Here is a 19,342-nt window from a genome sequence, read left to right on the forward strand (position 1 = left end):
AGCGGTGGGTCACGCGCGTTCCGCGCACGCGACACACCCGACCGCGGGGGTCGGAGCGACGAAGGCGAAGACGATAGAGAAGGACAAAGCGAAGCGATGGCGGGACAGAAGATCCGCATCCGGCTGAAGGCCTACGACCACGAGGTCATCGACAGCTCGGCACGCAAGATTGTCGACACGGTGACGCGTACTGGTGCGAAGGTTGCTGGCCCGGTGCCGTTGCCGACGGAAAAGAACGTGTTCTGCGTCATCCGCTCGCCGCACAAGTACAAGGACAGCCGCGAGCACTTCGAGATGCGCACCCACAAGCGGCTCATCGACATCATCGACCCCACGCCGAAGACCGTCGACTCGCTGATGCGTCTCGACCTGCCGGCCGGCGTCGACATCGAGATCAAGCTCTGAGGGACGCGAACAGCCAATGAGCAAGCTAAAGAACACGCGCGGTCTGCTGGGCACCAAGCTCGGCATGACCCAGACCTGGGACGAGAACAACCGCGTCGTCCCCGTGACCGTGGTCCAGGCCGGCCCGTGCGTCGTCACCGAGGTCCGTACCTCGGCCAGCCACGGGTACGACGGCGTCCAGATCGCCTTCGGCGACATCGACCCCCGCAAGGTGAACTCGCCGATGCGCGGCCACTTCGAGAAGGCCGGCGTGACCCCGCGCCGTCACCTGCTCGAGCTGCGGACCGCTGACGCCAGCGAGTACACCCTGGGCCAGGAGATCAAGGCCGAGGCCTTCGAGGCCGGCGAGCGGGTCGACGTTTCCGCGACCAGCAAGGGCAAGGGTTTCGCCGGTGTCATGAAGCGGCACGGCTTCCACGGTCTGCGCGCCACCCACGGTGTGCACAAGAAGCACCGCTCGCCGGGTTCCATCGGCGGCTGCGCCACCCCGGGCCGGGTCTTCAAGGGCCTGCGGATGGCGGGCCGGATGGGCGCCGAGCAGGTCACCACCCAGAACGTCTCCGTGCACGCGGTGGACACCGAGCGCGGCCTGATCCTGCTGAAGGGCGCCGTTCCCGGCCCCAAGGGTGGTCTGGTGCTGATCCGCAACGCCGCGAAGGGAGCTGCGAAGTGAGCACCGTCGACGTCGTCGTCGTGAAGGGCGACAAGGTCAGCAAGAAGGGTTCCGCCGAGCTTCCGGCCGAGCTGTTCGACGTCCAGGTCAACGTGCCGCTGATCCACCAGGTCGTGGTGGCCCAGCTGGCCGCGGCCCGCCAGGGTACGCACAAGGCGAAGACCCGGGGCGAGGTGTCCGGCGGTGGCGCCAAGCCGTACCGCCAGAAGGGCACCGGTCGCGCCCGTCAGGGCTCGACCCGCGCGCCGCAGTTCACCGGCGGTGGCGTCGTCCACGGCCCGGTGCCGCGCGACTACAGCCAGCGGACCCCGAAGAAGATGATCGCCGCCGCGCTCCGCGGTGCGCTGTCCGACCGGGCCCGTGACGGCCAGGTGTTCGTGGTCGAGAGCTTCGTGGACGGCGACAAGCCCTCCACCAAGTCGGCCCTGAAGGTGCTGGGCGAGGTGACCGAGCCGGGCAAGGCGCTGGTCGTCGTCGACCGCGCCGACGAGCTCACCTGGCTGAGCCTGCGCAACGTGCAGCACGTGCACCTGATCGCCGCCGACCAGCTGAACGCGTACGACGTTCTGGTCAGCGACGCGGTCGTGTTCACCAAGAGCGCGCTCGACTCCTTCGTCGCCGGCGCGCCCAAGGGCAAGTCCGTCAAGGCCGTCGCAACGTCGACTGAGGCCGAGGAGGTAGAGGCATGAGCCACGGAGTCAACAAGGACCCGCGTGACGTGCTGCTCCGGCCGGTCGTGAGCGAGAAGAGCTACGGCCTGCTGGACGAGCAGAAGTACACGTTCGAGGTCGCACCGGACGCCAACAAGACCGAGATCAAGCTCGCGGTCGAGAAGGTCTTCAAGGTCAAGGTCAGCGACGTCAACACCCTCAACCGCAAGGGCAAGCGGCGCCGGACCCGGTCCGGCTTCGGCAAGCGCCCGGACACCAAGCGGGCGATCGTCACCCTCAAGGGCGACGACCGCATCGACATCTTCGGAGGCCAGTCGTAATGGGAATCCGCAAGTACAAGCCGACGACGCCGGGCCGCCGTGGCTCGAGCGTGGCCGACTTCGTCGAGCTCACCCGTTCGACCCCTGAGAAGTCGCTGCTGCGCCCGCTGCCGAAGAAGGGCGGCCGGAACAACTCCGGCAAGATCACCACCCGGCACCACGGTGGCGGTCACAAGCGGGCGTACCGGCTGATCGACTTCAAGCGGTACGACAAGGACGGCGTGCCGGCCAAGGTCGCGCACATCGAGTACGACCCGAACCGGACCGCGCGGATCGCGCTGCTGCACTACGTGGACGGCGAGAAGCGCTACATCCTCGCCCCGTCCAACCTGAAGCAGGGCACGGTCGTCGAGAACGGCCCGGCCGCGGACATCAAGATCGGCAACAACCTGCCGCTGCGCAACATCCCGGTCGGCTCCACGGTGCACGCCGTCGAGCTGCGCCCGGGCGGTGGCGCCAAGATGGGCCGCTCGGCCGGCGCCAGCATTCAGCTGGTCGCGAAGGAAGGCCGGATGGCCACCCTGCGGATGCCGTCCGGCGAGGTCCGGATGGTCGACGTGCGCTGCCGCGCCACCCTCGGTGAGGTCGGCAACGGCGAGCAGTCGAACATCAACTGGGGCAAGGCGGGCCGGATGCGCTGGAAGGGCAAGCGCCCGACCGTCCGCGGTGTCGCGATGAACCCGGTCGACCACCCGCACGGTGGTGGTGAGGGTAAGACCTCGGGTGGTCGCCACCCGGTGTCCCCGTGGGGCCAGCCGGAAGGCCGGACCCGCACCCGCAAGGAAAGCGACCGAATGATCGTCCGGCGCCGCAAGGCCGGCAAGAAGCGCTGATAGGGAGCCGGCCACATGCCACGCAGCTTGAAGAAGGGCCCGTTCGTCGACCACCACCTGGCAAAGAAGGTGGAGGTGCAGAACGAGAAGGGCACCAAGAACGTCATCAAGACCTGGTCTCGCCGATCGATGATCGTGCCGGACATGATCGGCCACACGATTGCGGTGCACGATGGCCGCAAGCACGTGCCGGTGTTCGTGACGGACTCGATGGTCGGGCACAAGCTCGGCGAGTTCGCCCCGACCCGGACGTTCAAGGGTCACGAGAAGGACGACCGGAAGTCACGGCGTCGCTGATCCGCGAGGACAGTGACGAAGCGAAAGCAATCTACGGAGAGATTCGAACATCATGAGCGTTCAAGAGCGTAGGGCGATCAGCGCCCGTCGCGAGAGCCTGCTGGGCGAGCAGCCCGGGGCCTTCGCGGTCGCGCGCTTCGTCCGCGTGACGCCGATGAAGGCGCGCCGCGTGGTCGATCTGGTGCGCGGTCTGGGCGTCGACGACGCACTCGCCACTCTGAAGTTCGCCCCGCAGGCCGCTGCCGCGACCGTGTACAAGGTCGTCGACAGCGCCGCGGCGAACGCCGAGGGCACCGAGCACCTGAACCGCGCCGACCTGGTCGTGGCGAAGGCCTACGTGGACGAGGGTCCGACGCTGAAGCGTCACCGCCCGCGTGCACAGGGCCGGGCCACCCGGATCGACAAGCGGACGAGCCACATCACCGTGGTCGTCGCGCCGCGCGAGGCCGAGCCGGCCGAGAAGGCCCCGGTCAAGAAGGCCGCCGCGAAGAAGTCCGCGGACACCGCTGACACGGCGAAGAAGGCACCGGCGAAGAAGGCGGCCAAGAAGGCTGCCGACAAGCCGGCCGAGGCCGCCGAGAAGCCGGCCAAGAAGGCGTCCGCCAAGAAGGCGGCCACCAAGAAGGCCACCGCTGAGAAGAAGGAGTCCTGACGTGGGACAGAAGGTTAACCCGCACGGGTTCCGTCTCGGCATCAGCACCGACCACAAGAGCCGTTGGTACGCCGACAAGCTGTACAAGGACTACGTGGGCGAGGACGTCAAGATCCGTCGTCTGCTGAGCAAGGGCATGGAGCGCGCCGGCATCTCCCGCGTGGAGATCGAGCGCACCCGTGACCGGGTCCGGGTCGACATCCACACCGCTCGTCCGGGCATCGTCATCGGTCGCCGTGGCGCCGAGGCGGACCGGATCCGGGGCAGCCTGGAGGAGCTCACCGGCAAGCAGGTGCAGCTGAACATCCTCGAGGTGAAGAACGCCGAGGTCGACGCCCAGCTGGTCGCGCAGGGCGTGGCCGAGCAGCTGTCCGGCCGCGTGGCGTTCCGCCGCGCGATGCGCAAGGCGATGCAGACCACCATGCGTGGCGGCGCCCTGGGCATCCGGATCCAGTGCTCCGGCCGGCTCGGTGGCGCGGAAATGTCGCGGTCGGAGTTCTACCGCGAGGGCCGCGTCCCGCTGCACACGCTGCGGGCCGACATCGACTACGGCTTCTACGAGGCCCGGACGACCTTCGGCCGGATCGGCGTGAAGGTCTGGATCTACAAGGGCGACGTCGCCGGCACCCGCGCCGAGCGTGAGGCGCAGGCCGCTGCTCGCGCCGCCACCCAGCAGCGTGGCCGTCCGGCCCGTCGTGACGGTGGCGACCGCGGTGACCGTGGCGGTCGCGGTGGTGACCGTGGCGGCCGTCGCGACGACCGCCGTGACAACCGTCGTGACAACAACGCGGCGGCTCCGGTCGCCGAGGCGTCCGCGCCGGCTGCCGAGAAGGCCGCCGAGACGACCGGAACGGAGAGCTGAACCATGCTCATCCCCCGCAAGGTCAAGCACCGCAAGCAGCACCACCCGACGCGCTCCGGCGCGGCCAAGGGCGGTACGTCGCTCGCCTTCGGTGACTTCGGCATCCAGGCGCTGGAGAGCCACTACGTCACCAACCGGCAGATCGAGGCCGCGCGTATCGCGATGACCCGGCACATCAAGCGTGGCGGCAAGGTGTGGATCAACATCTACCCGGACCGCCCGCTGACCAAGAAGCCGGCCGAGACCCGGATGGGTTCCGGTAAGGGTTCGCCGGAATGGTGGATCGCCAACGTGAAGGCCGGTCGCGTGATGTTCGAGCTCTCCGGTGTGCCGGAGGACATCGCTCGCGAGGCAATGCGCCGCGCGATCCACAAGTTGCCGATGAAGTGCCGCTTCATCACCCGAGAGGCAGGTGAGAACTGATGGCTACCCTGACCGCCGCCGAGCTGCGGAACCTGGGTCGTGACGAGCTGATGACGAAGCTCGGCGAAGCCAAGGAGGAGCTGTTCAACCTCCGGTTCCAGGCTGCCACGGGCCAGCTGGAGTCCCACGGGCGGCTGCGCGCAGTCCGCAAGGACATCGCCCGCATCTACACGGTGCTGTCCGAGCGTGCGCTCGGGATCACCGAGGAGGTCGACGCCCCGGTTGCCGAGGCGCAGGCCGACGAAGCTGCGGACGACAGTGAGAAGGCCAACGCATGACCGAGAACGCGAAGGACGAGACCGTGAGCACGACCACCGAGGCGCGAGGCCGCCGGAAGACCCGTGAGGGTCTGGTGCTGAGCGACAAGATGGACAAGACCGTCACCGTCGAGGTCGAGGACCGGGTCAAGCACAAGCTGTACGGCAAGGTCATCCGGCGTACCAGCAAGCTCAAGGCGCACGACGAGCAGAACGCCGCCGGCATCGGCGACCGCGTCCTCCTGATGGAGACCCGGCCGCTGTCGGCGACCAAGCGCTGGCGCGTCGTCGAGATCCTCGAGAAGGCCAAGTAGCCGTTCGGTCGCATGCGATCGGCAACCATTCGAAATTATTCGTTCCGCAAGGCTCACGTGAGTGAGAACCAGCGAGACAACCAGGAGATCAACAGATGATCCAGCAGGAGTCGCGACTGAAGGTCGCCGACAACACGGGCGCGAAGGAGATCCTTTGCATCCGCGTTCTCGGTGGCTCCGGTCGGCGCTACGCCGGTGTCGGTGACACGATCGTCGCCACCGTCAAGGACGCGATCCCCGGCGGCGGTGTGAAGAAGGGTGACGTCGTCAAGGCGGTCGTCGTGCGGACCGTGAAGGAGCGCCGGCGTCCGGACGGCTCCTACATCCGCTTCGACGAGAACGCCGCGGTGATCCTGAAGGCCGACGGCGAGCCGCGCGGCACCCGTATCTTCGGGCCGGTCGGCCGGGAGCTGCGCGAGAAGCGCTTCATGAAGATCATCTCGCTCGCGCCGGAGGTGCTCTGAGATGGCCCAGCAGAAGAAGCTGAACGTGAAGAAGGGCGATCAGGTCCGCGTGATCGCCGGTAGGTCCAAGGGCCTCGAGGGCAAGATCATCCAGGTCTTCCCGGACGACGAGAAGGTCATCGTCGAGGGCGTCAACCGGGTGAAGAAGCACACCAAGGTGCAGCAGGCCCAGCGCGGCGGCACCACCGGTGGCATCGTCACCCAGGAAGCCCCGATCCACGTCTCGAACGTGGCGCTTCTTGTCGAGGTCGAGAAGGACGGCAAGAAGGAGAAGGTGACCACGCGCGTCGGCTACAACCGTGTCGAGGTGCAGAAGCGCCGTCCCGACGGTTCGACGTACACGGGTTACCGGAGCGTCCGGATCGCCCGGCGTACCGGCGAGGAGATCTGATGACCACCGCAGTTAGCGAGACCAAGGTCCAGCCGCGGCTGAAGACGAAGTACCGCGAGGAGATCGTCGGCCAGCTGCAGGACCAGTTCCAGTACGCGAACGTCATGCAGGTGCCCGGGCTCACCAAGATCGTGGTGAACATGGGTGTCGGCGAGGCGGCGCGCGACTCGAAGCTGATCGAGGGCGCCGTGAAGGACCTGGCCGCGATCACCGGCCAGAAGGCGCAGGTCACCAAGGCCCGCAAGTCGATCGCGCAGTTCAAGCTGCGTGAGGGGATGCCGATCGGCGCCCACGTGACGCTGCGCGGCGACCGGATGTGGGAGTTCCTGGACCGGCTGCTGGCGCTCGCGCTGCCCCGGATCCGCGACTTCCGCGGCCTGTCCCCGAAGCAGTTCGACGGCACCGGGAACTACACCTTCGGTCTGACCGAGCAGGTGATGTTCCACGAGATCAACCAGGACCGGATCGATCGGGTCCGGGGCATGGACATCACCGTGGTGACCACCGCGAAGAACGACGACGAGGGTCGGGCCCTGCTGCGGGCGCTCGGCTTCCCGTTCAAGGAGAACTGACGTGGCGAAGACAGCACTCAAGGTCAAGCAGGCCCGGAAGCCGAAGTTCGCGGTGCGTGGCTACACGCGCTGCCAGCGCTGCGGCCGGCCGAAGGCGGTCTTCCGCAAGTTCGGCCTGTGCCGGATCTGCCTGCGGGAGATGGCGCACCGGGGCGAGCTGCCCGGCGTGACCAAGTCCAGCTGGTGACCGTCTCCACCCCCGAACTTCTCCCTATTCACCACCATCTAGTCACCGTAGGTCGCCGAACGGCGAAACCACGGCGGGAAAGAGGCCCCAGGCCATGACGATGACCGACCCGATCGCAGACATGTTGACGCGTCTGCGGAACGCCAACCAGGCGTACCACGAGTCGACCACGATGCCGTACAGCAAGATCAAGCAGGGCATCGCCGACATCCTCCAGCAGGAGGGCTACATCGCCTCCTACCAGGTGGAGGACCCCAAGGAAGGGGCCGTCGGCAAGACTCTGACCGTCGACCTGAAGTTCGGCCCGAGCCGGGAGCGCTCCATCGCGGGCGTCCGCCGGATCAGCAAGCCGGGCCTGCGGGTCTACGCGAAGTCGACCAACCTGCCCAAGGTCCTCGGTGGCCTGGGCGTCGCGATCATCTCGACGTCCCAGGGACTGCTGACCGACCGTCAGGCCAAGAACAAGGGCGTCGGCGGGGAAGTCCTCGCCTACGTCTGGTGACGAAGAACCGGAAGGAGGACCACAGAAATGTCTCGCATCGGTAAGCTCCCGGTCACGGTCCCGTCCGGCGTCGACGTCACGATCGACGGCCAGACGGTCACTGTCAAGGGTCCCAAGGGTCAGCTGTCGCACGTCGTCGCTGAGCCCATCGTGGTCAACCGGGACGAGGACGGCGCGATCGCCGTGACCCGCCCCGACGACCAGCGCAAGAGCAAGGAACTGCACGGCCTGTCCCGCACCCTGATCGCCAACCTGGTGACCGGCGTGACGGAAGGCTACGAGAAGAAGCTCGAGATCGTCGGCGTCGGGTACCGCGTCCTGTCCAAGGGACCGACCCAGCTGGAGTTCTCGCTCGGGTACAGCCACACGATCACGGTCGACGCCCCTGAGGGCATCACCTTCAACGTGGAGGCGCCGACCCGCTTCTCGGTCATCGGCATCGACAAGCAGTCCGTCGGTGAGGTCGCCGCCAACATCCGCAAGCTGCGCAAGCCCGAGCCGTACAAGGGCAAGGGTGTGCGGTACGCGGGCGAGCAGGTGCGCCGCAAGGTCGGAAAGGCTGGTAAGTAACCATGGCGATCGGACTGCGTCCGCACAAGCACTCCGCCAAGAAGACGTCTTCCCGGCTGCGTCGGCAGATCCGGGTCCGGAAGAAGATCAACGGCACGGCCGAGCGGCCGCGCCTGGTGGTCTCGAAGTCGTCGAAGCACCTGTTCGCGCAGGTCATCGACGACGTCGCCGGCAAGACGCTGGTCTCGGCTTCCACCATGGAGGCCGACCTGCGTGGCGCGGAGGCGAACAAGACCGACAAGGCCAAGACCGTCGGCGGGCTGATCGCCGACCGGGCCAAGGCCGCCGGCATCGACTCGGTCGTCTTCGACCGGGCCGGGAACAAGTACCACGGCCGCATCGCGGCCCTGGCCGACGCCGCCCGCGAGGGCGGGCTCGGCTTCTGATGGCGACAAGGGAAGAAGGTAGTTCGAAATGAGCGGAGGCCAGCAGCGTCGCGGAGGCGGCGCCGGTGGTGAGCGCCGTGGCCGCGACGGTGGTCGCGGTCAGCAGGCGGACAAGACCGCCTACATCGAGCGCGTGGTAGCCATCAACCGTGTCGCCAAGGTCGTGAAGGGTGGTCGTCGCTTCAGCTTCACCGCCCTCGTGGTCGTCGGCGACGGCGATGGCACCGTCGGTGTGGGTTACGGCAAGGCCAAGGAGGTGCCCGCGGCGATCGCCAAGGGCGTCGAGGAGGCCAAGAAGGCATTCTTCAAGGTGCCGCGGATCCAGGGCACCATCCCGCACCCGGTCCAGGGCGAGAAGGCCGCAGGCGTTGTCATGCTGCGTCCGGCCGCTCCCGGTACCGGTGTGATCGCGGGTGGCTCGGCGCGCGCCGTACTGGAGTGCGCCGGGATCCACGACATCCTCAGCAAGTCGCTGGGTTCGTCCAACTCCATCAACGTGGTGCACGCCACCGTTGCGGCGTTGCGCAGCCTGGAGACCCCGGAAGCCGTGGCCGCGCGCCGTGGTCTGCCGGTCGAGGACGTCGCTCCGGCGGCCCTGCTGAAGGCGCGGGCGGAGGCGGCTTCCTGATGGCACGCTTGAAGGTGACCCAGATCCGTTCGGGCATCGGTGGTAAGCAGAACCAGCGCGACACGTTGCGCACCCTGGGCGTCAAGCGGATCGGCGACAGCGCCGTCCACGAGGACAAGCCCGAGGTTCGCGGCATGGTGCGTGCGGTTCGCCACCTCATCACCGTCGAGGAGGTCGACTGACATGGCGCTCAAGGTTCATCACCTGCGTCCGGCGCCCGGTGCCAAGACCGCCAAGACCCGCGTGGGTCGTGGTGAGGGCAGCAAGGGCAAGACCGCCGGCCGCGGTACCAAGGGCAGCAAGGCGCGTAACAACATCCCCGAGTGGTTCGAGGGTGGCCAGATGCCGCTGCACATGCGGCTCCCGAAGCTGAAGGGCTTCAAGAGCAGGAACCGGGTGGAGTTCCAGGTCGTTAACCTGGACAAGCTCGGACAACTGTTCCCCGACGGTGGCGAGGTCGGCATTGCCGACCTGGTCGCCAAGGGCGCGGTTCGTAGCGGTCAGCCGGTCAAGGTACTGGGTGACGGCGAACTGACCGTGGCACTGCAGGTCTCGGCCAACAAGTTCTCCAAGTCCGCCACGGACAAGATCCAGGCGGCTGGGGGGACCACGACCGAGGTGTGACACGAGGTCCAGGGCTCGTAACGCCCGGTGCTTGATATCCTGCGCCGGTCGGACGAGCCCTGGTTCGTCTCTTGCCCAGCGGCTTAGCTAGGCCCCTGCCGTGCCCGCGGCAGGGAAACTTGTGGGAGGACAGGGTGTTAGGCGCCTTTGCCAACGCGTTCAAGACTCCGGACCTGCGCCGGAAGATCTTGTTCGTGCTCTTCATTGTCGTGATCTTCCGGATCGGCTCCGTCGTTCCGGCTCCCGGTGTGAACGTCCAGTCGCTGCACACGTGTATCAAGATCTCCCAGGGCGGCCAGAACGCCAACCTGTACAACTTGATCAACCTGTTCTCCGGCGGCGCACTGCTGCAGCTCGCGATCTTCGCGCTCGGCATCATGCCGTACATCACCGCCAGCATCATCCTGCAGCTGCTCACCGTGGTGATCCCGCGGCTGGAGTCGCTGAAGAAGGAAGGCCAGGCGGGCCAGGGCAAGATCACGCAGTACACCCGGTTCCTGACCGTCGGTCTGGCGATCCTGCAGTCCACCGCGTTCGTCGCGCTGGCCCGGACGCCGGGACGGTTGTTCCAGGGCTGCAGCGAGCCGCTGCTCTACAAGGACGACTGGTTCACCATCATGGTGATGGTGCTGACCATGACCGCCGGCACCGGCGTGATCATGTGGCTCGGCGAGCTGATCACCGACCGTGGCGTCGGTAACGGTATGTCGATCCTGATCTTCACCCAGATCGTCGCCACCTTCCCGACCCAGCTGTGGAGCATCCGCAAGCAGAAGGGCGTCACCACCTTCGTCGTGGTGATCGCGATCGGTCTGGTCATCATGGCCGCGGTCATCTTCATCGAGCAGGCCCAGCGCCGGATCCCGGTGCAGTACGCCAAGCGCATGGTGGGCCGCAAGATGTTCGGCGGCACCTCGACGTACATCCCGCTGAAGGTCAACCAGGCCGGCGTCATCCCGGTCATCTTCGCCTCCAGCCTGCTGTATCTCCCCGTTCTGGTCAGTCAGTTCCAGCAGGGCAAGGGCTGGTCCAACTGGATCCAGGGCAACTTGGTCAAGGGCGACCACCCGATCTACATGGCGACGTACGTCGCTCTGATCATCTTCTTCACGTACTTCTACGTCTCGATCACCTTCAACCCGAAGGAGGTCGCCGACAACATGAAGAAGTACGGCGGCTTCATCCCGGGCATCCGGGCGGGACGGCCGACCGAGGAATACCTCAAGTACGTGTTGGACCGCATCACGCTGCCCGGCGCGATCTATCTTGCGGCGATCTCGATGATCCCGCTGGTCGCTCTCGTCCTGCTGAACGCGAGCCAGAACTTCCCGTTCGGCGGTACGTCGATCCTGATCATGGTCGGCGTCGGACTCGACACGGTGAAGCAGATCGAGAGTCAGCTGCAGCAGCGAAACTACGAAGGGTTCCTGCGCTGATGAGAATGTTGCTGATGGGTCCGCCCGGGGCGGGCAAGGGCACGCAGGCAAAGGTGCTTGCGGAACGCCTGAAGATCCCGGCCGTGTCCACCGGCGACATCTTCCGTGCGAACGTGAAGGACGAGACGCCGCTGGGTATCGAGGCCAAGCGGTACATGGACGCCGGCGACTACGTCCCCGACGAGGTCACGAACGCGATGGTGCGCGACCGGCTGTCCGAGGCCGACGCCGGCGAGGGCTTCCTGCTCGACGGGTACCCGCGGACGCTGGCCCAGGTCGGCACGCTGGACGAGATCCTGGCCGACCACGGTCACAAGCTGGATGCAGTGGTCGCCCTGGTCGCCGACATCGACGTACTCGTCGAGCGGATGACGAAGCGGGCGCACATCGAGGGTCGGACGGACGATTCCGAAGAGGTCGTCCGGCACCGGCAGGACGTCTACACCGCCGAGACCAAGCCGCTGCTGCAGGTGTACGCCGAGCGCGGCCTGCTGGTCGAGGTCGACGGCGTCGGCGAGATCGACGAAGTGAGCGAGCGGGTGCTCGCCGCACTCAAGACGGTGACCGAGTAACCCGATGACGTGCTGTGATGTTTAGGGACCGCGGTATCGAGATCAAGACCCGCGAGCAGATCCTCGCCATGCGTAAGGCCGGCCTGGTGGTCGGCCGCACGCTGGAGCTGCTCCGCGGTGCGGTCCGGGCCGGCATCACCACCGGCGAGCTGGACGCGATCGCGGAGGACAACATCCGGTCCTCCGGCGCGACGCCGTCGTTCAAGGGCTACCACGGCTTCACCGGCTCGATCTGCGCGTCGGTGAACGACGAGATCGTGCACGGCATCCCGGGCGACCGGGTACTGGCCGACGGCGACCTGATCTCGATCGACTGCGGTGCGATCGTGGACGGGTGGCACGGCGACGCCGCGATCACCGTGCCGGTCGGCGACGTGGACGCGGAGCTGCTGGAGCTCGCCCGGATCTGCGAGGAGTCGATGTGGCGCGGGTTCGCCGCGGCGCGGCTCGGCGGGCGGCTGTCGGACATCTCGGCCGCGGTCGAGGCGCATGTCCGCGCGAACTCGTCGTACGGGATCGTCGAGGACTTCGTCGGCCACGGGATCGGTTCGGCGATGCACCAGCCGCCGAACGTGCCGAACTTCGGCCGGCCCGGTCGCGGCCCGAAGCTGGTCGAGGGCATGGCACTGGCCGTCGAGCCGATGCTCACGCTCGGCAAGCAGGACAACCACACGCTCGAGGACGACTGGACGGTCGTCACCGACGACGGCCGGTACGCCGCCCACACCGAGCACACGTTCACGCTGACCCCGGCAGGCCCGTGGGTGCTGACCGCGCTCGACGGCGGCGAGGCGAAGCTCTCCGAGCTGGGCATCAAGTTCGGCGCCCTCGCCGACTGACGGACCCGCGGCGTCCACCCGTTGGGGGACGCGGAGGGGACCGGGGCTGAGGCACACTTGAGACATGCCTCAGTACCAGCCGCACCAGCGTTTCACCGAAGCCGACCGGGACAAGATCGCCGGGCGGTTGCGGGACGCGTTCGCGGACGGCCGGCTGGACCAGCCCGAGTTCTCGTCCCGTCTCGACCAGCTCTACACCGTGCAGACGTACGGCGAGCTCGAGCCGCTGGTGCGTGACCTGCCGGCGGTCCGCACCTACGAGACGCCCAAGGTGGTGCAGGACAGCAAGCCGGGGCCGGAGCCGGGGAACTTCCCGGAGCGGAAGAAGGACAACCACCCGGACCGCGGACGCAGGTCCGTGGGCGGATTCACCGGTGTCGTGCTGATCAACGTGCTGATCTGGTTCGTGATCGGGATCGGCAACGGCGGGCACTGGCCGCACTTCTGGCCGGTCTGGCTGCTGATCCCGTGGGCGATCATCGCCCTCGGCGGCCTTGGCAGGCGCCGTTGACGACGGCCCCGGTCAGCCGACGTGTGACCGGTCCGCGGCTGCGGCCGGATCTGGCATGGCAGCTGCACCAAGGGGCCGCGATCGTCTACGTGATCTGGTTCGCCGTCGCCGTACCACTGGCGATCGCCGGGTTACTGCTGGAGCCGCGCTGGGTGGGCTGGCTGGTGATGGCCTGGTTCCTGGTGCTGATCGGGTTCACGGTGCTGCTGCGGATCCGTGACGGCCGCCGGCGACGCGCGTGGGCCGATGCCGCCGGGCAGCTCGGCTGGCGGATCAGCGCGTCCGGGAGGGAACTACTGGATCGTTGGCCGTTCCCACCGTTCGACGCGGATCCGGAGGCCGAGGTCGTCGACGTGACGTCCGGCAGCCATCGCGGCCGGGAGTTCTGGACCGGGCGGTTCCGGCACAAGGTACGGCGACGTGAACTCGGCTTCGACTTCCTCGATCTGCACGTGGATCGGCCGCTGCCGCCGTTGCAGGTGCTGCCTTCGGGGCTCGCACCGGTCGCGGCGGCGAGCTACCTGCCGTTGCCGTTGACGATCGACGGGCTGCCGGCGCAGTACCGCTTGTTCAACGGGCGCGAGGACCACGCGACGGCGGTCCTGCATCCGCGGGCGGTCGAGGCGCTGGCCGACGTACCGGCGTTCGGTTTCAGCTGCGAGGGCCGGCGGTTCGTTGCGATCCTCCCGGCGTACCGGGACGCGACCACCGCCCTCGCGCAACTGGACGCGGCCTGCGACCTGCTGGACCTGATGCCCGAACAGATCTGGCGCGCGGGCGAACAGTGGGCCGCTACCCGGCAGGAGTCCTGAGCAAGCCGACGAGCGCTGCGAGGTCCGCATCGCCGTGCCCCGCGGCAACGGCCTTGCGCAGCAACCCGCCCATCGGCTCCAGCAGCATCGGGTCAACGCCTTGCGCGATGGATGTGCCGGTCAGGTTGTCGTAGGCGGCCGCTTGCATCGCGAGGTTCGAGCCGGCTGTGCCGGACGGGCCGTTGTCGAGCTCGTCGGCGATGCGAGGCAGGGAGCCGAGCATCGCGGTCAGCCACGGAAGCAGCAAGCGTTCCGTGAACGGTTCGGCGGGGACGTTCTCGGTGCCGATGAGCGCCAGCGCGTGGTGGGCGCCGCCGAACATCCCGTACATCGCGCTCAGCAAGGCGATGTCGTAGAGCGCGGCGAGGCCCGGGTCGGCGCCGACGTACTCGGGACGTGCCAGCGCGGACAGGTCGGCGCGATGCTTCTCGAAGGCTTCCGGTACGCCGCTGTAGAAGATGAAGGCCGCGGGTCCGCCGATCATCGCGGGGACGGCCATGATCCCGCCGTCGACGTACTGCGCCCCTGCGGCCGTGACTCGCTCCGCTGTGGTCCGCGCCTGGTCGGGCGTGCTGTTGGTGAGGTTGACGATCGTCTTGCCGGTGAGGTCGATGCCCTCGAGCGTGCTGCGGACGGTGTCGTCGACGAGCAGGCAGACCACAACGAGCGGACTGGCCGCGATCGCCTCGCCGGCGGTGGCGGCGCGTGCCGCGTCGAGTTCGGGGGAGCGGCCGGGCGTGCGGTTCCAGACGGTGGTCGGATGGCCGGCGGCCAGGAAGGCCCGGGCGAGAGCGGTCCCCATCGCCCCGAGCCCCAGGACGGTGACAGGTGTCTTCATGCCGTCCACCCTGGAGCCGAGGCTTTAAGATGGACAAGTACCCACTAAATAGTCAGGTACTGACGGAAAGGTAAGCATGCGCGCCTACACCTGTGGTCTGGATGCGGCCGCCGACGTGATCGGCGGGAAGTGGAAGCCGCGGATCCTGTGGGCGCTGCACCACGGGCCGATGCGGTTCGGGGAGCTGCGGCGGGAGATCACCGGGGTCACCGAGAAGATGCTGATCCAGCAGTTGCGGGAGCTCGAGTCGCGCGACATCGTGCATCGGGAGGTGTTTCACCAGGTGCCGCCGAAGGTGGAGTACTCACTGACCGAACTCGGGCGGTCACTCAACGAGGCGCTGATACCCTTGGACACCTGGGGATCGGACCATCTGACCGAGCTCGAGGCCTCCCGCGTGCGCTGATCCGGTCTCGATTGGGTTTCGCCTGGGTGCGTGGCGTACACTCATTCCTTGGCTACTTTGTGGCCATAGCCAGTCACGTCTACAGAAGTGCGAGGACATGCCCAAAAAAGAGGGAGTTATCGAACTCGAGGGCACCATCGTCGAGGCCCTGCCGAACGCGATGTTCCGTGTTGAGCTGTCCAACGGGCACAAGGTGCTCGCGCACATCAGCGGCAAGATGAGGCAGCACTACATCCGGATCCTCCCCGAGGACCGGGTCGTCGTGGAGCTGTCGCCGTACGACCTCACCCGGGGTCGCATCGTCTATCGGTACAAGTAAGACCCACCAACACCTGTCGAAGAAAGTAGCTCGATGAAGGTCAATCCGAGCGTCAAGAAGATCTGCGACAAGTGCAAGGTGATCCGCCGTCACGGCCGGGTCATGGTGATCTGCGAGAACCCGCGGCACAAGCAGCGGCAGGGCTGACAAAGCCTTCACGCAGTAGCACAGCACTTTCGCACCACAGCGCGCATGCTCGTCCGGGATCCGTCCCGGGCGTTGCCCCTGGAACAGAGGCCGGGGCCTTGCCGGTGAAGCACCACAAGTCACCGAGGCGGGCAAGGACGCAGCGCGCCACCACACCTCTGCTGACGAAAGGAACACCGCCACATGGCACGCCTCGTAGGAGTCGACCTGCCGCGCGACAAGCGCATCGAGGTCGCTCTGACCTACATCTTCGGTGTGGGCCGCACACGCGCCCTGGAGACACTGAAGAACACCGGGGTCTCCCCGGACAAGCGCGTCCACGAGCTGGGCGACGACGAGCTGGTCAAGCTCCGGGACTGGATCGAAGGCAACTACAAGATCGAAGGTGACCTCCGTCGCGAGGTGACCGCGGACATCCGCCGCAAGATCGAGATCGGGTCGTACCAGGGTCGCCGGCACCGCAGCGGGCTTCCGGTGCGCGGTCAGCGCACGCGGACCAACGCCCGTAGCCGCAAGGGCCGCCGTAAGGCGATCGCCGGCAAGAAGAAGAAGTGACCCGGATGACTTTCGACCACCCCAGGAGCAACTGACCTATGCCTCCCAAGAGCCGCAGCGCGGCCGGCGCGAAGAAGGTGCGCCGCAAGGAGAAGAAGAACGTGGCCGCCGGCCACGCTCACATCAAGAGCACGTTCAACAACACGATCGTGACGATCACCGACCCGACCGGCGCGGTCATCTCGTGGGCCTCCGCGGGCACCGTCGGCTTCAAGGGTTCGCGCAAGTCGACCCCGTTCGCCGCGCAGATGGCCGCCGAGGCCGCCGGGCGCCGGGCGATGGAGCACGGCATGCGCAAGATCGACGTGTTCGTCAAGGGTCCCGGTTCCGGCCGTGAGACCGCGATCCGTTCACTGGGCGCGGTCGGCCTCGAGGTCGGCACCATCCAGGACGTCACCCCAGTCGCCCACAACGGATGCCGCCCGCCGAAGCGGCGCCGGGTCTGATCCCAGAGAGAGGAAGGTAGCGAACCATGGCCCGTTACACCGGACCTATGACCAAGAAGTCGCGCCGTCTCGGGGTCGACCTCGTCGGTGGCGACAAGGCGTTCGAGCGTCGTCCGTACCCGCCGGGTATGCACGGCCGCGGCCGCCCGAAGGAGAGCGAGTACCTGCTCCAGCTGCGCGAGAAGCAGAAGGCGCGTTACTCGTACGGCGTTCTCGAGAAGCAGTTCCGCCGGTACTACGAAGAGGCCTCGCGGCGCTCCGGCAAGACCGGTGACAACCTGCTGCAGATCCTCGAGTCCCGCCTGGACAACGTGGTCTACCGCTCCGGCCTGGCCCGGACGCGTCGGCAGGCCCGTCAGCTCGTCGTCCACGGTCACTTCACCGTGAACGGCCGCAAGGTGAACATCCCGTCGTACCGCGTGGCCGCGCACGACATCATCGATGTCAAGCAGAAGTCGGTCGAGACGACGCCGTTCATCATCGCCCGGGAGACGCACAGCGAGCGCGTCGTACCGGCATGGCTCGAGGTGATGCCCGAAAGGCTGCGGATCCTCGTCCACCAGCTGCCGACCCGGCAGCAGATCGACACCCAGGTCGCCGAGCACCTGATCGTCGAGCTCTACTCGAAGAACTGACCCGGTCCCGGCCGGCGGCCTGCGGGCCGCCGGCCGGATCGGTGCGTTCTTCCTTCGCGACCTCAAATAGTGGTCGTCGCGGAACAGAAAGAAGACAGAAGTGCTTATCGCACAGCGCCCCACCCTGACCGAAGAGGTCGTCGACGAGTACCGCTCGCGGTTCGTGATCGAGCCGCTGGAGCCGGGCTTCGGTTACACCCTCGGCAACTCGATCCGCCGGACCCTGCTGTCCTCCATCCCGGGGGCCGCGGTCACCAGCATCAAGATCGACGGAGTTCTGCACGAGTTCTCCACCGTTGCCGGGGTCAAGGAAGACGCCACCCAGCTGATCCTGAACCTGAAGGACCTGGTCGTCTCCTCCGAGCACGACGAGCCGGTCACCATGTACCTGCGCAAGCAGGGCCCCGGTGACGTCACCGCCGCCGACATCGCGCCGCCGGCCGGTGTCGAGGTGCACAACCCGGACCTGAAGATCGCCACCCTGAACGAGAAGGGCCGGCTCGAGATGGAGCTGGTCGTCGAGCGGGGCCGCGGCTACGTGTCCGCCGTACAGAACAAGTCCGCCGACGCCGAGATCGGCCGGATGCCGGTCGACTCGATCTACTCGCCGGTCCTCAAGGTCACCTACAAGGTCGAGGCGACCCGTGTCGAGCAGCGCACCGACTTCGACCGCCTCGTGGTCGACGTCGAGACCAAGCCGTCGATGCTGCCGCGCGACGCCGTCGCGTCGGCCGGTAAGACCCTGGTCGAGCTGTTCGGCCTGGCTCGCGAGCTGAACGTCGAGGCCGAGGGCATCGACATCGGCCCGTCGCCGGTCGACGAGCAGATGGCCGCCGACCTGGCCCTGCCGGTCGAGGACCTGCAGCTGACCGTCCGGTCGTACAACTGCCTGAAGCGCGAGGGCATCCACACCGTGGGTGAGCTGATCTCGCGCAGCGAGCAGGACCTGCTGGACATCCGGAACTTCGGCTCCAAGTCGATCGACGAGGTCAAGCTGAAGCTGGCCGAGATGGGCCTGTCGCTGAAGGACTCCCCGCCCGGATTCGACCTGCGCGCCGCGTCCGGTGCCTACGGCAACGAGGCGGACGACGAGGACGAGAGCTTCGCCGAGACCGAGCAGTACTGAGCTGACCAAGGCCCGTCGGGCCCTACAACCCTTCGGCCCGACGGGCCTTAGATTCCTGGAGTTATGAGATGCCAACCCCCACCAAGGGTGCCCGGCTGGGCGGCAGCCCGGCGCACGAGAAGCTGATCCTCAGCAACCTCGCGACGTCGCTGTTCGAGCACGGCGCCATCACCACCACCGCGGCCAAGGCCAAGCGCCTGCAGCCGCTGGCGGAGCAGATGATCACCAAGGCGAAGCGTGGTGACCTGAACTCGCGCCGCCAGGTGATGAAGCGGATCAAGGACAAGAGCGTCGTGCACGTGCTCTTCACCGAGATCGGCGAGCGGTACGCCGACCGTCCGGGTGGCTACACCCGGATCACCAAGCTCGGCCCGCGCAAGGGCGACAACGCCCCGATGGTGAAGATCGAGCTGGTCGAGGCGCTGGCTGACTCGCCGAAGGCGAAGAAGACGGCCGCCAAGAAGGCGCCGGCGAAGAAGGCCGCCGCGGCCGAGGAGCCGAAGACCGAGGACAAGGTCGAGGACGAGCCCAAGGTCGAGGACGTCGCGACCGAGGACGTCGCGACCGAGGACGTCCAGGACGAGAAGGTCCAGGACGTCGTCGCCGAGGACGCGAAGACCGAGGACAAGTAACGCGCCTCACGCAGCACCCCCTCACCACGCGGTGAGG

34 protein-coding genes and 1 pseudogene are annotated in these 19,342 nt (G+C 67.3%); 34 read left to right on the forward strand and 1 reads right to left on the reverse strand.

The features are described from left to right. The first annotated feature begins 96 nt into the window (after positions 1–96). The 26 genes and pseudogenes from rpsJ to EV647_RS29375 all read left to right on the forward strand — a co-directional run bounded on the left by rpsJ (position 97) and on the right by EV647_RS29375 (position 14,201). A complete protein-coding gene (gene rpsJ, locus EV647_RS29250; RefSeq protein ID WP_012923688.1) occupies positions 97–405 on the forward strand; it encodes a 30S ribosomal protein S10 in 309 nt (102 codons plus the stop codon). A 16-nt stretch (positions 406–421) separates the two neighbouring features. Beyond that, entirely contained in the window at positions 422–1,078 is a 657-nt protein-coding gene (rplC, locus tag EV647_RS29255; RefSeq protein ID WP_133789412.1) for a 50S ribosomal protein L3, read from the forward strand. Next, positions 1,075–1,767, forward strand: coding sequence for a 50S ribosomal protein L4 (gene rplD, locus EV647_RS29260; RefSeq protein WP_134008549.1), 693 nt, complete (start codon positions 1,075–1,077; stop codon positions 1,765–1,767). The genes rplC and rplD overlap by 4 nt, the downstream gene beginning before the upstream one ends. Then, entirely contained in the window at positions 1,764–2,069 is a 306-nt protein-coding gene (rplW, locus tag EV647_RS29265) for a 50S ribosomal protein L23 (RefSeq protein WP_130384643.1), read from the forward strand. Before rplD ends, rplW begins: the two co-directional genes overlap by 4 nt. Next, entirely contained in the window at positions 2,069–2,902 is an 834-nt protein-coding gene (gene rplB / locus EV647_RS29270) for a 50S ribosomal protein L2 (RefSeq protein ID WP_131286351.1), read from the forward strand. Before rplW ends, rplB begins: the two co-directional genes overlap by 1 nt. A gap of 15 nt (positions 2,903–2,917) precedes the next feature. Further along, positions 2,918–3,199, forward strand: coding sequence for a 30S ribosomal protein S19 (gene rpsS / locus EV647_RS29275; protein WP_130384641.1), 282 nt, complete (start codon positions 2,918–2,920; stop codon positions 3,197–3,199). Positions 3,200–3,251: 52 nt separating this feature from the next. Beyond that, positions 3,252–3,695 (forward strand): annotated as a pseudogene (gene rplV, locus EV647_RS29280) (50S ribosomal protein L22); the annotation flags it as partial. A gap of 157 nt (positions 3,696–3,852) precedes the next feature. After that, positions 3,853–4,713: a 30S ribosomal protein S3 gene (gene rpsC, locus EV647_RS29285; RefSeq protein WP_134008555.1), complete on the forward strand. Its 861-nt coding sequence runs from the start codon at positions 3,853–3,855 to the stop codon at positions 4,711–4,713. Between the two features lie 3 nt (positions 4,714–4,716). Next, positions 4,717–5,136 carry a 50S ribosomal protein L16 gene (gene rplP / locus EV647_RS29290; RefSeq protein ID WP_134008558.1) on the forward strand — a complete coding sequence of 140 codons (420 nt, stop codon included), beginning with the start codon at positions 4,717–4,719 and terminating at the stop codon, positions 5,134–5,136. After that, entirely contained in the window at positions 5,136–5,414 is a 279-nt protein-coding gene (gene rpmC, locus EV647_RS29295) for a 50S ribosomal protein L29 (protein WP_134008561.1), read from the forward strand. The genes rplP and rpmC overlap by 1 nt, the downstream gene beginning before the upstream one ends. Then, positions 5,411–5,707, forward strand: coding sequence for a 30S ribosomal protein S17 (rpsQ, locus tag EV647_RS29300; protein ID WP_133789407.1), 297 nt, complete (start codon positions 5,411–5,413; stop codon positions 5,705–5,707). Before rpmC ends, rpsQ begins: the two co-directional genes overlap by 4 nt. A gap of 95 nt (positions 5,708–5,802) precedes the next feature. Then, positions 5,803–6,171 carry a 50S ribosomal protein L14 gene (gene rplN / locus EV647_RS29305; RefSeq protein WP_012923677.1) on the forward strand — a complete coding sequence of 123 codons (369 nt, stop codon included), beginning with the start codon at positions 5,803–5,805 and terminating at the stop codon, positions 6,169–6,171. 1 nt (position 6,172) lies between these two features. Continuing rightward, a complete protein-coding gene (gene rplX / locus EV647_RS29310) occupies positions 6,173–6,562 on the forward strand; it encodes a 50S ribosomal protein L24 (protein ID WP_131335175.1) in 390 nt (129 codons plus the stop codon). Continuing rightward, positions 6,562–7,134 carry a 50S ribosomal protein L5 gene (rplE, locus tag EV647_RS29315; protein ID WP_134008564.1) on the forward strand — a complete coding sequence of 191 codons (573 nt, stop codon included), beginning with the start codon at positions 6,562–6,564 and terminating at the stop codon, positions 7,132–7,134. Before rplX ends, rplE begins: the two co-directional genes overlap by 1 nt. A 1-nt stretch (position 7,135) precedes the next feature. Continuing rightward, on the forward strand, positions 7,136–7,321 hold the full coding sequence (locus EV647_RS29320) for a type Z 30S ribosomal protein S14 (protein ID WP_012923674.1): 186 nt from the start codon (positions 7,136–7,138) through the stop codon (positions 7,319–7,321). A 94-nt stretch (positions 7,322–7,415) separates the two neighbouring features. Further along, positions 7,416–7,823 carry a 30S ribosomal protein S8 gene (rpsH, locus tag EV647_RS29325; RefSeq protein ID WP_131335173.1) on the forward strand — a complete coding sequence of 136 codons (408 nt, stop codon included), beginning with the start codon at positions 7,416–7,418 and terminating at the stop codon, positions 7,821–7,823. A gap of 27 nt (positions 7,824–7,850) precedes the next feature. Beyond that, positions 7,851–8,393: a 50S ribosomal protein L6 gene (gene rplF, locus EV647_RS29330; RefSeq protein ID WP_134008567.1), complete on the forward strand. Its 543-nt coding sequence runs from the start codon at positions 7,851–7,853 to the stop codon at positions 8,391–8,393. A 2-nt stretch (positions 8,394–8,395) separates the two neighbouring features. Then, the gene (gene rplR / locus EV647_RS29335; RefSeq protein ID WP_133789404.1) at positions 8,396–8,779 is read left to right on the forward strand and encodes a 50S ribosomal protein L18; all 384 of its coding nucleotides are present in this window, start codon (positions 8,396–8,398) and stop codon (positions 8,777–8,779) included. Positions 8,780–8,807: 28 nt separating this feature from the next. Continuing rightward, positions 8,808–9,407, forward strand: coding sequence for a 30S ribosomal protein S5 (rpsE, locus tag EV647_RS29340; protein WP_130384630.1), 600 nt, complete (start codon positions 8,808–8,810; stop codon positions 9,405–9,407). After that, a complete protein-coding gene (gene rpmD, locus EV647_RS29345) occupies positions 9,407–9,589 on the forward strand; it encodes a 50S ribosomal protein L30 (RefSeq protein WP_131286341.1) in 183 nt (60 codons plus the stop codon). The genes rpsE and rpmD overlap by 1 nt, the downstream gene beginning before the upstream one ends. Position 9,590: 1 nt before the next feature. Beyond that, complete coding sequence (rplO, locus tag EV647_RS29350; protein ID WP_130384628.1) at positions 9,591–10,031, forward strand: 50S ribosomal protein L15; 441 nt, start codon at positions 9,591–9,593, stop codon at positions 10,029–10,031. A 134-nt stretch (positions 10,032–10,165) separates the two neighbouring features. Continuing rightward, complete coding sequence (gene secY / locus EV647_RS29355) at positions 10,166–11,467, forward strand: preprotein translocase subunit SecY (protein ID WP_134008569.1); 1,302 nt, start codon at positions 10,166–10,168, stop codon at positions 11,465–11,467. Further along, positions 11,467–12,039, forward strand: a complete 573-nt coding sequence (locus EV647_RS29360; protein ID WP_202871193.1) for an adenylate kinase — start codon at positions 11,467–11,469, stop codon at positions 12,037–12,039. Before secY ends, EV647_RS29360 begins: the two co-directional genes overlap by 1 nt. A 17-nt stretch (positions 12,040–12,056) precedes the next feature. Then, positions 12,057–12,878, forward strand: coding sequence for a type I methionyl aminopeptidase (map, locus tag EV647_RS29365; protein ID WP_370344186.1), 822 nt, complete (start codon positions 12,057–12,059; stop codon positions 12,876–12,878). 64 nt (positions 12,879–12,942) lie between these two features. Beyond that, entirely contained in the window at positions 12,943–13,389 is a 447-nt protein-coding gene (locus EV647_RS29370) for a DUF1707 domain-containing protein (RefSeq protein ID WP_134008575.1), read from the forward strand. Then, positions 13,386–14,201 carry a hypothetical protein gene (locus tag EV647_RS29375; protein WP_238177448.1) on the forward strand — a complete coding sequence of 272 codons (816 nt, stop codon included), beginning with the start codon at positions 13,386–13,388 and terminating at the stop codon, positions 14,199–14,201. Before EV647_RS29370 ends, EV647_RS29375 begins: the two co-directional genes overlap by 4 nt. Here the strand turns inward: EV647_RS29375 and EV647_RS29380 are convergent. Then, complete coding sequence (locus EV647_RS29380; RefSeq protein WP_134008578.1) at positions 14,182–15,039, reverse strand: NAD(P)-dependent oxidoreductase; 858 nt, start codon at positions 15,037–15,039, stop codon at positions 14,182–14,184. The genes EV647_RS29375 and EV647_RS29380 overlap by 20 nt on opposite strands. A gap of 76 nt (positions 15,040–15,115) precedes the next feature. On the opposite strand from EV647_RS29380, the gene EV647_RS29385 reads away from it, so the two are divergent. The 8 genes from EV647_RS29385 to rplQ all read left to right on the forward strand — a co-directional run bounded on the left by EV647_RS29385 (position 15,116) and on the right by rplQ (position 19,305). Further along, entirely contained in the window at positions 15,116–15,445 is a 330-nt protein-coding gene (locus EV647_RS29385; protein WP_130384623.1) for a helix-turn-helix domain-containing protein, read from the forward strand. Positions 15,446–15,542: 97 nt separating this feature from the next. Then, positions 15,543–15,764: a translation initiation factor IF-1 gene (gene infA, locus EV647_RS29390; protein WP_012923661.1), complete on the forward strand. Its 222-nt coding sequence runs from the start codon at positions 15,543–15,545 to the stop codon at positions 15,762–15,764. A gap of 33 nt (positions 15,765–15,797) precedes the next feature. Continuing rightward, positions 15,798–15,911: a 50S ribosomal protein L36 gene (gene rpmJ, locus EV647_RS29395; protein ID WP_008361054.1), complete on the forward strand. Its 114-nt coding sequence runs from the start codon at positions 15,798–15,800 to the stop codon at positions 15,909–15,911. Between the two features lie 183 nt (positions 15,912–16,094). Further along, complete coding sequence (rpsM, locus tag EV647_RS29400; RefSeq protein WP_133789395.1) at positions 16,095–16,466, forward strand: 30S ribosomal protein S13; 372 nt, start codon at positions 16,095–16,097, stop codon at positions 16,464–16,466. Positions 16,467–16,504: 38 nt separating this feature from the next. Next, a complete protein-coding gene (gene rpsK, locus EV647_RS29405; protein ID WP_130384622.1) occupies positions 16,505–16,912 on the forward strand; it encodes a 30S ribosomal protein S11 in 408 nt (135 codons plus the stop codon). A 26-nt stretch (positions 16,913–16,938) separates the two neighbouring features. After that, entirely contained in the window at positions 16,939–17,547 is a 609-nt protein-coding gene (rpsD, locus tag EV647_RS29410; protein WP_131335164.1) for a 30S ribosomal protein S4, read from the forward strand. A gap of 100 nt (positions 17,548–17,647) precedes the next feature. Beyond that, entirely contained in the window at positions 17,648–18,673 is a 1,026-nt protein-coding gene (locus EV647_RS29415; RefSeq protein WP_130384620.1) for a DNA-directed RNA polymerase subunit alpha, read from the forward strand. A gap of 68 nt (positions 18,674–18,741) precedes the next feature. Further along, the gene (rplQ, locus tag EV647_RS29420; RefSeq protein WP_134008581.1) at positions 18,742–19,305 is read left to right on the forward strand and encodes a 50S ribosomal protein L17; all 564 of its coding nucleotides are present in this window, start codon (positions 18,742–18,744) and stop codon (positions 19,303–19,305) included. The last annotated feature ends 37 nt before the right edge of the window (positions 19,306–19,342 follow it).

This window comes from Kribbella sp. VKM Ac-2566 (assembly GCF_004366005.1).
Lineage (GTDB): Bacteria > Actinomycetota > Actinomycetes > Propionibacteriales > Kribbellaceae > Kribbella > Kribbella pratensis.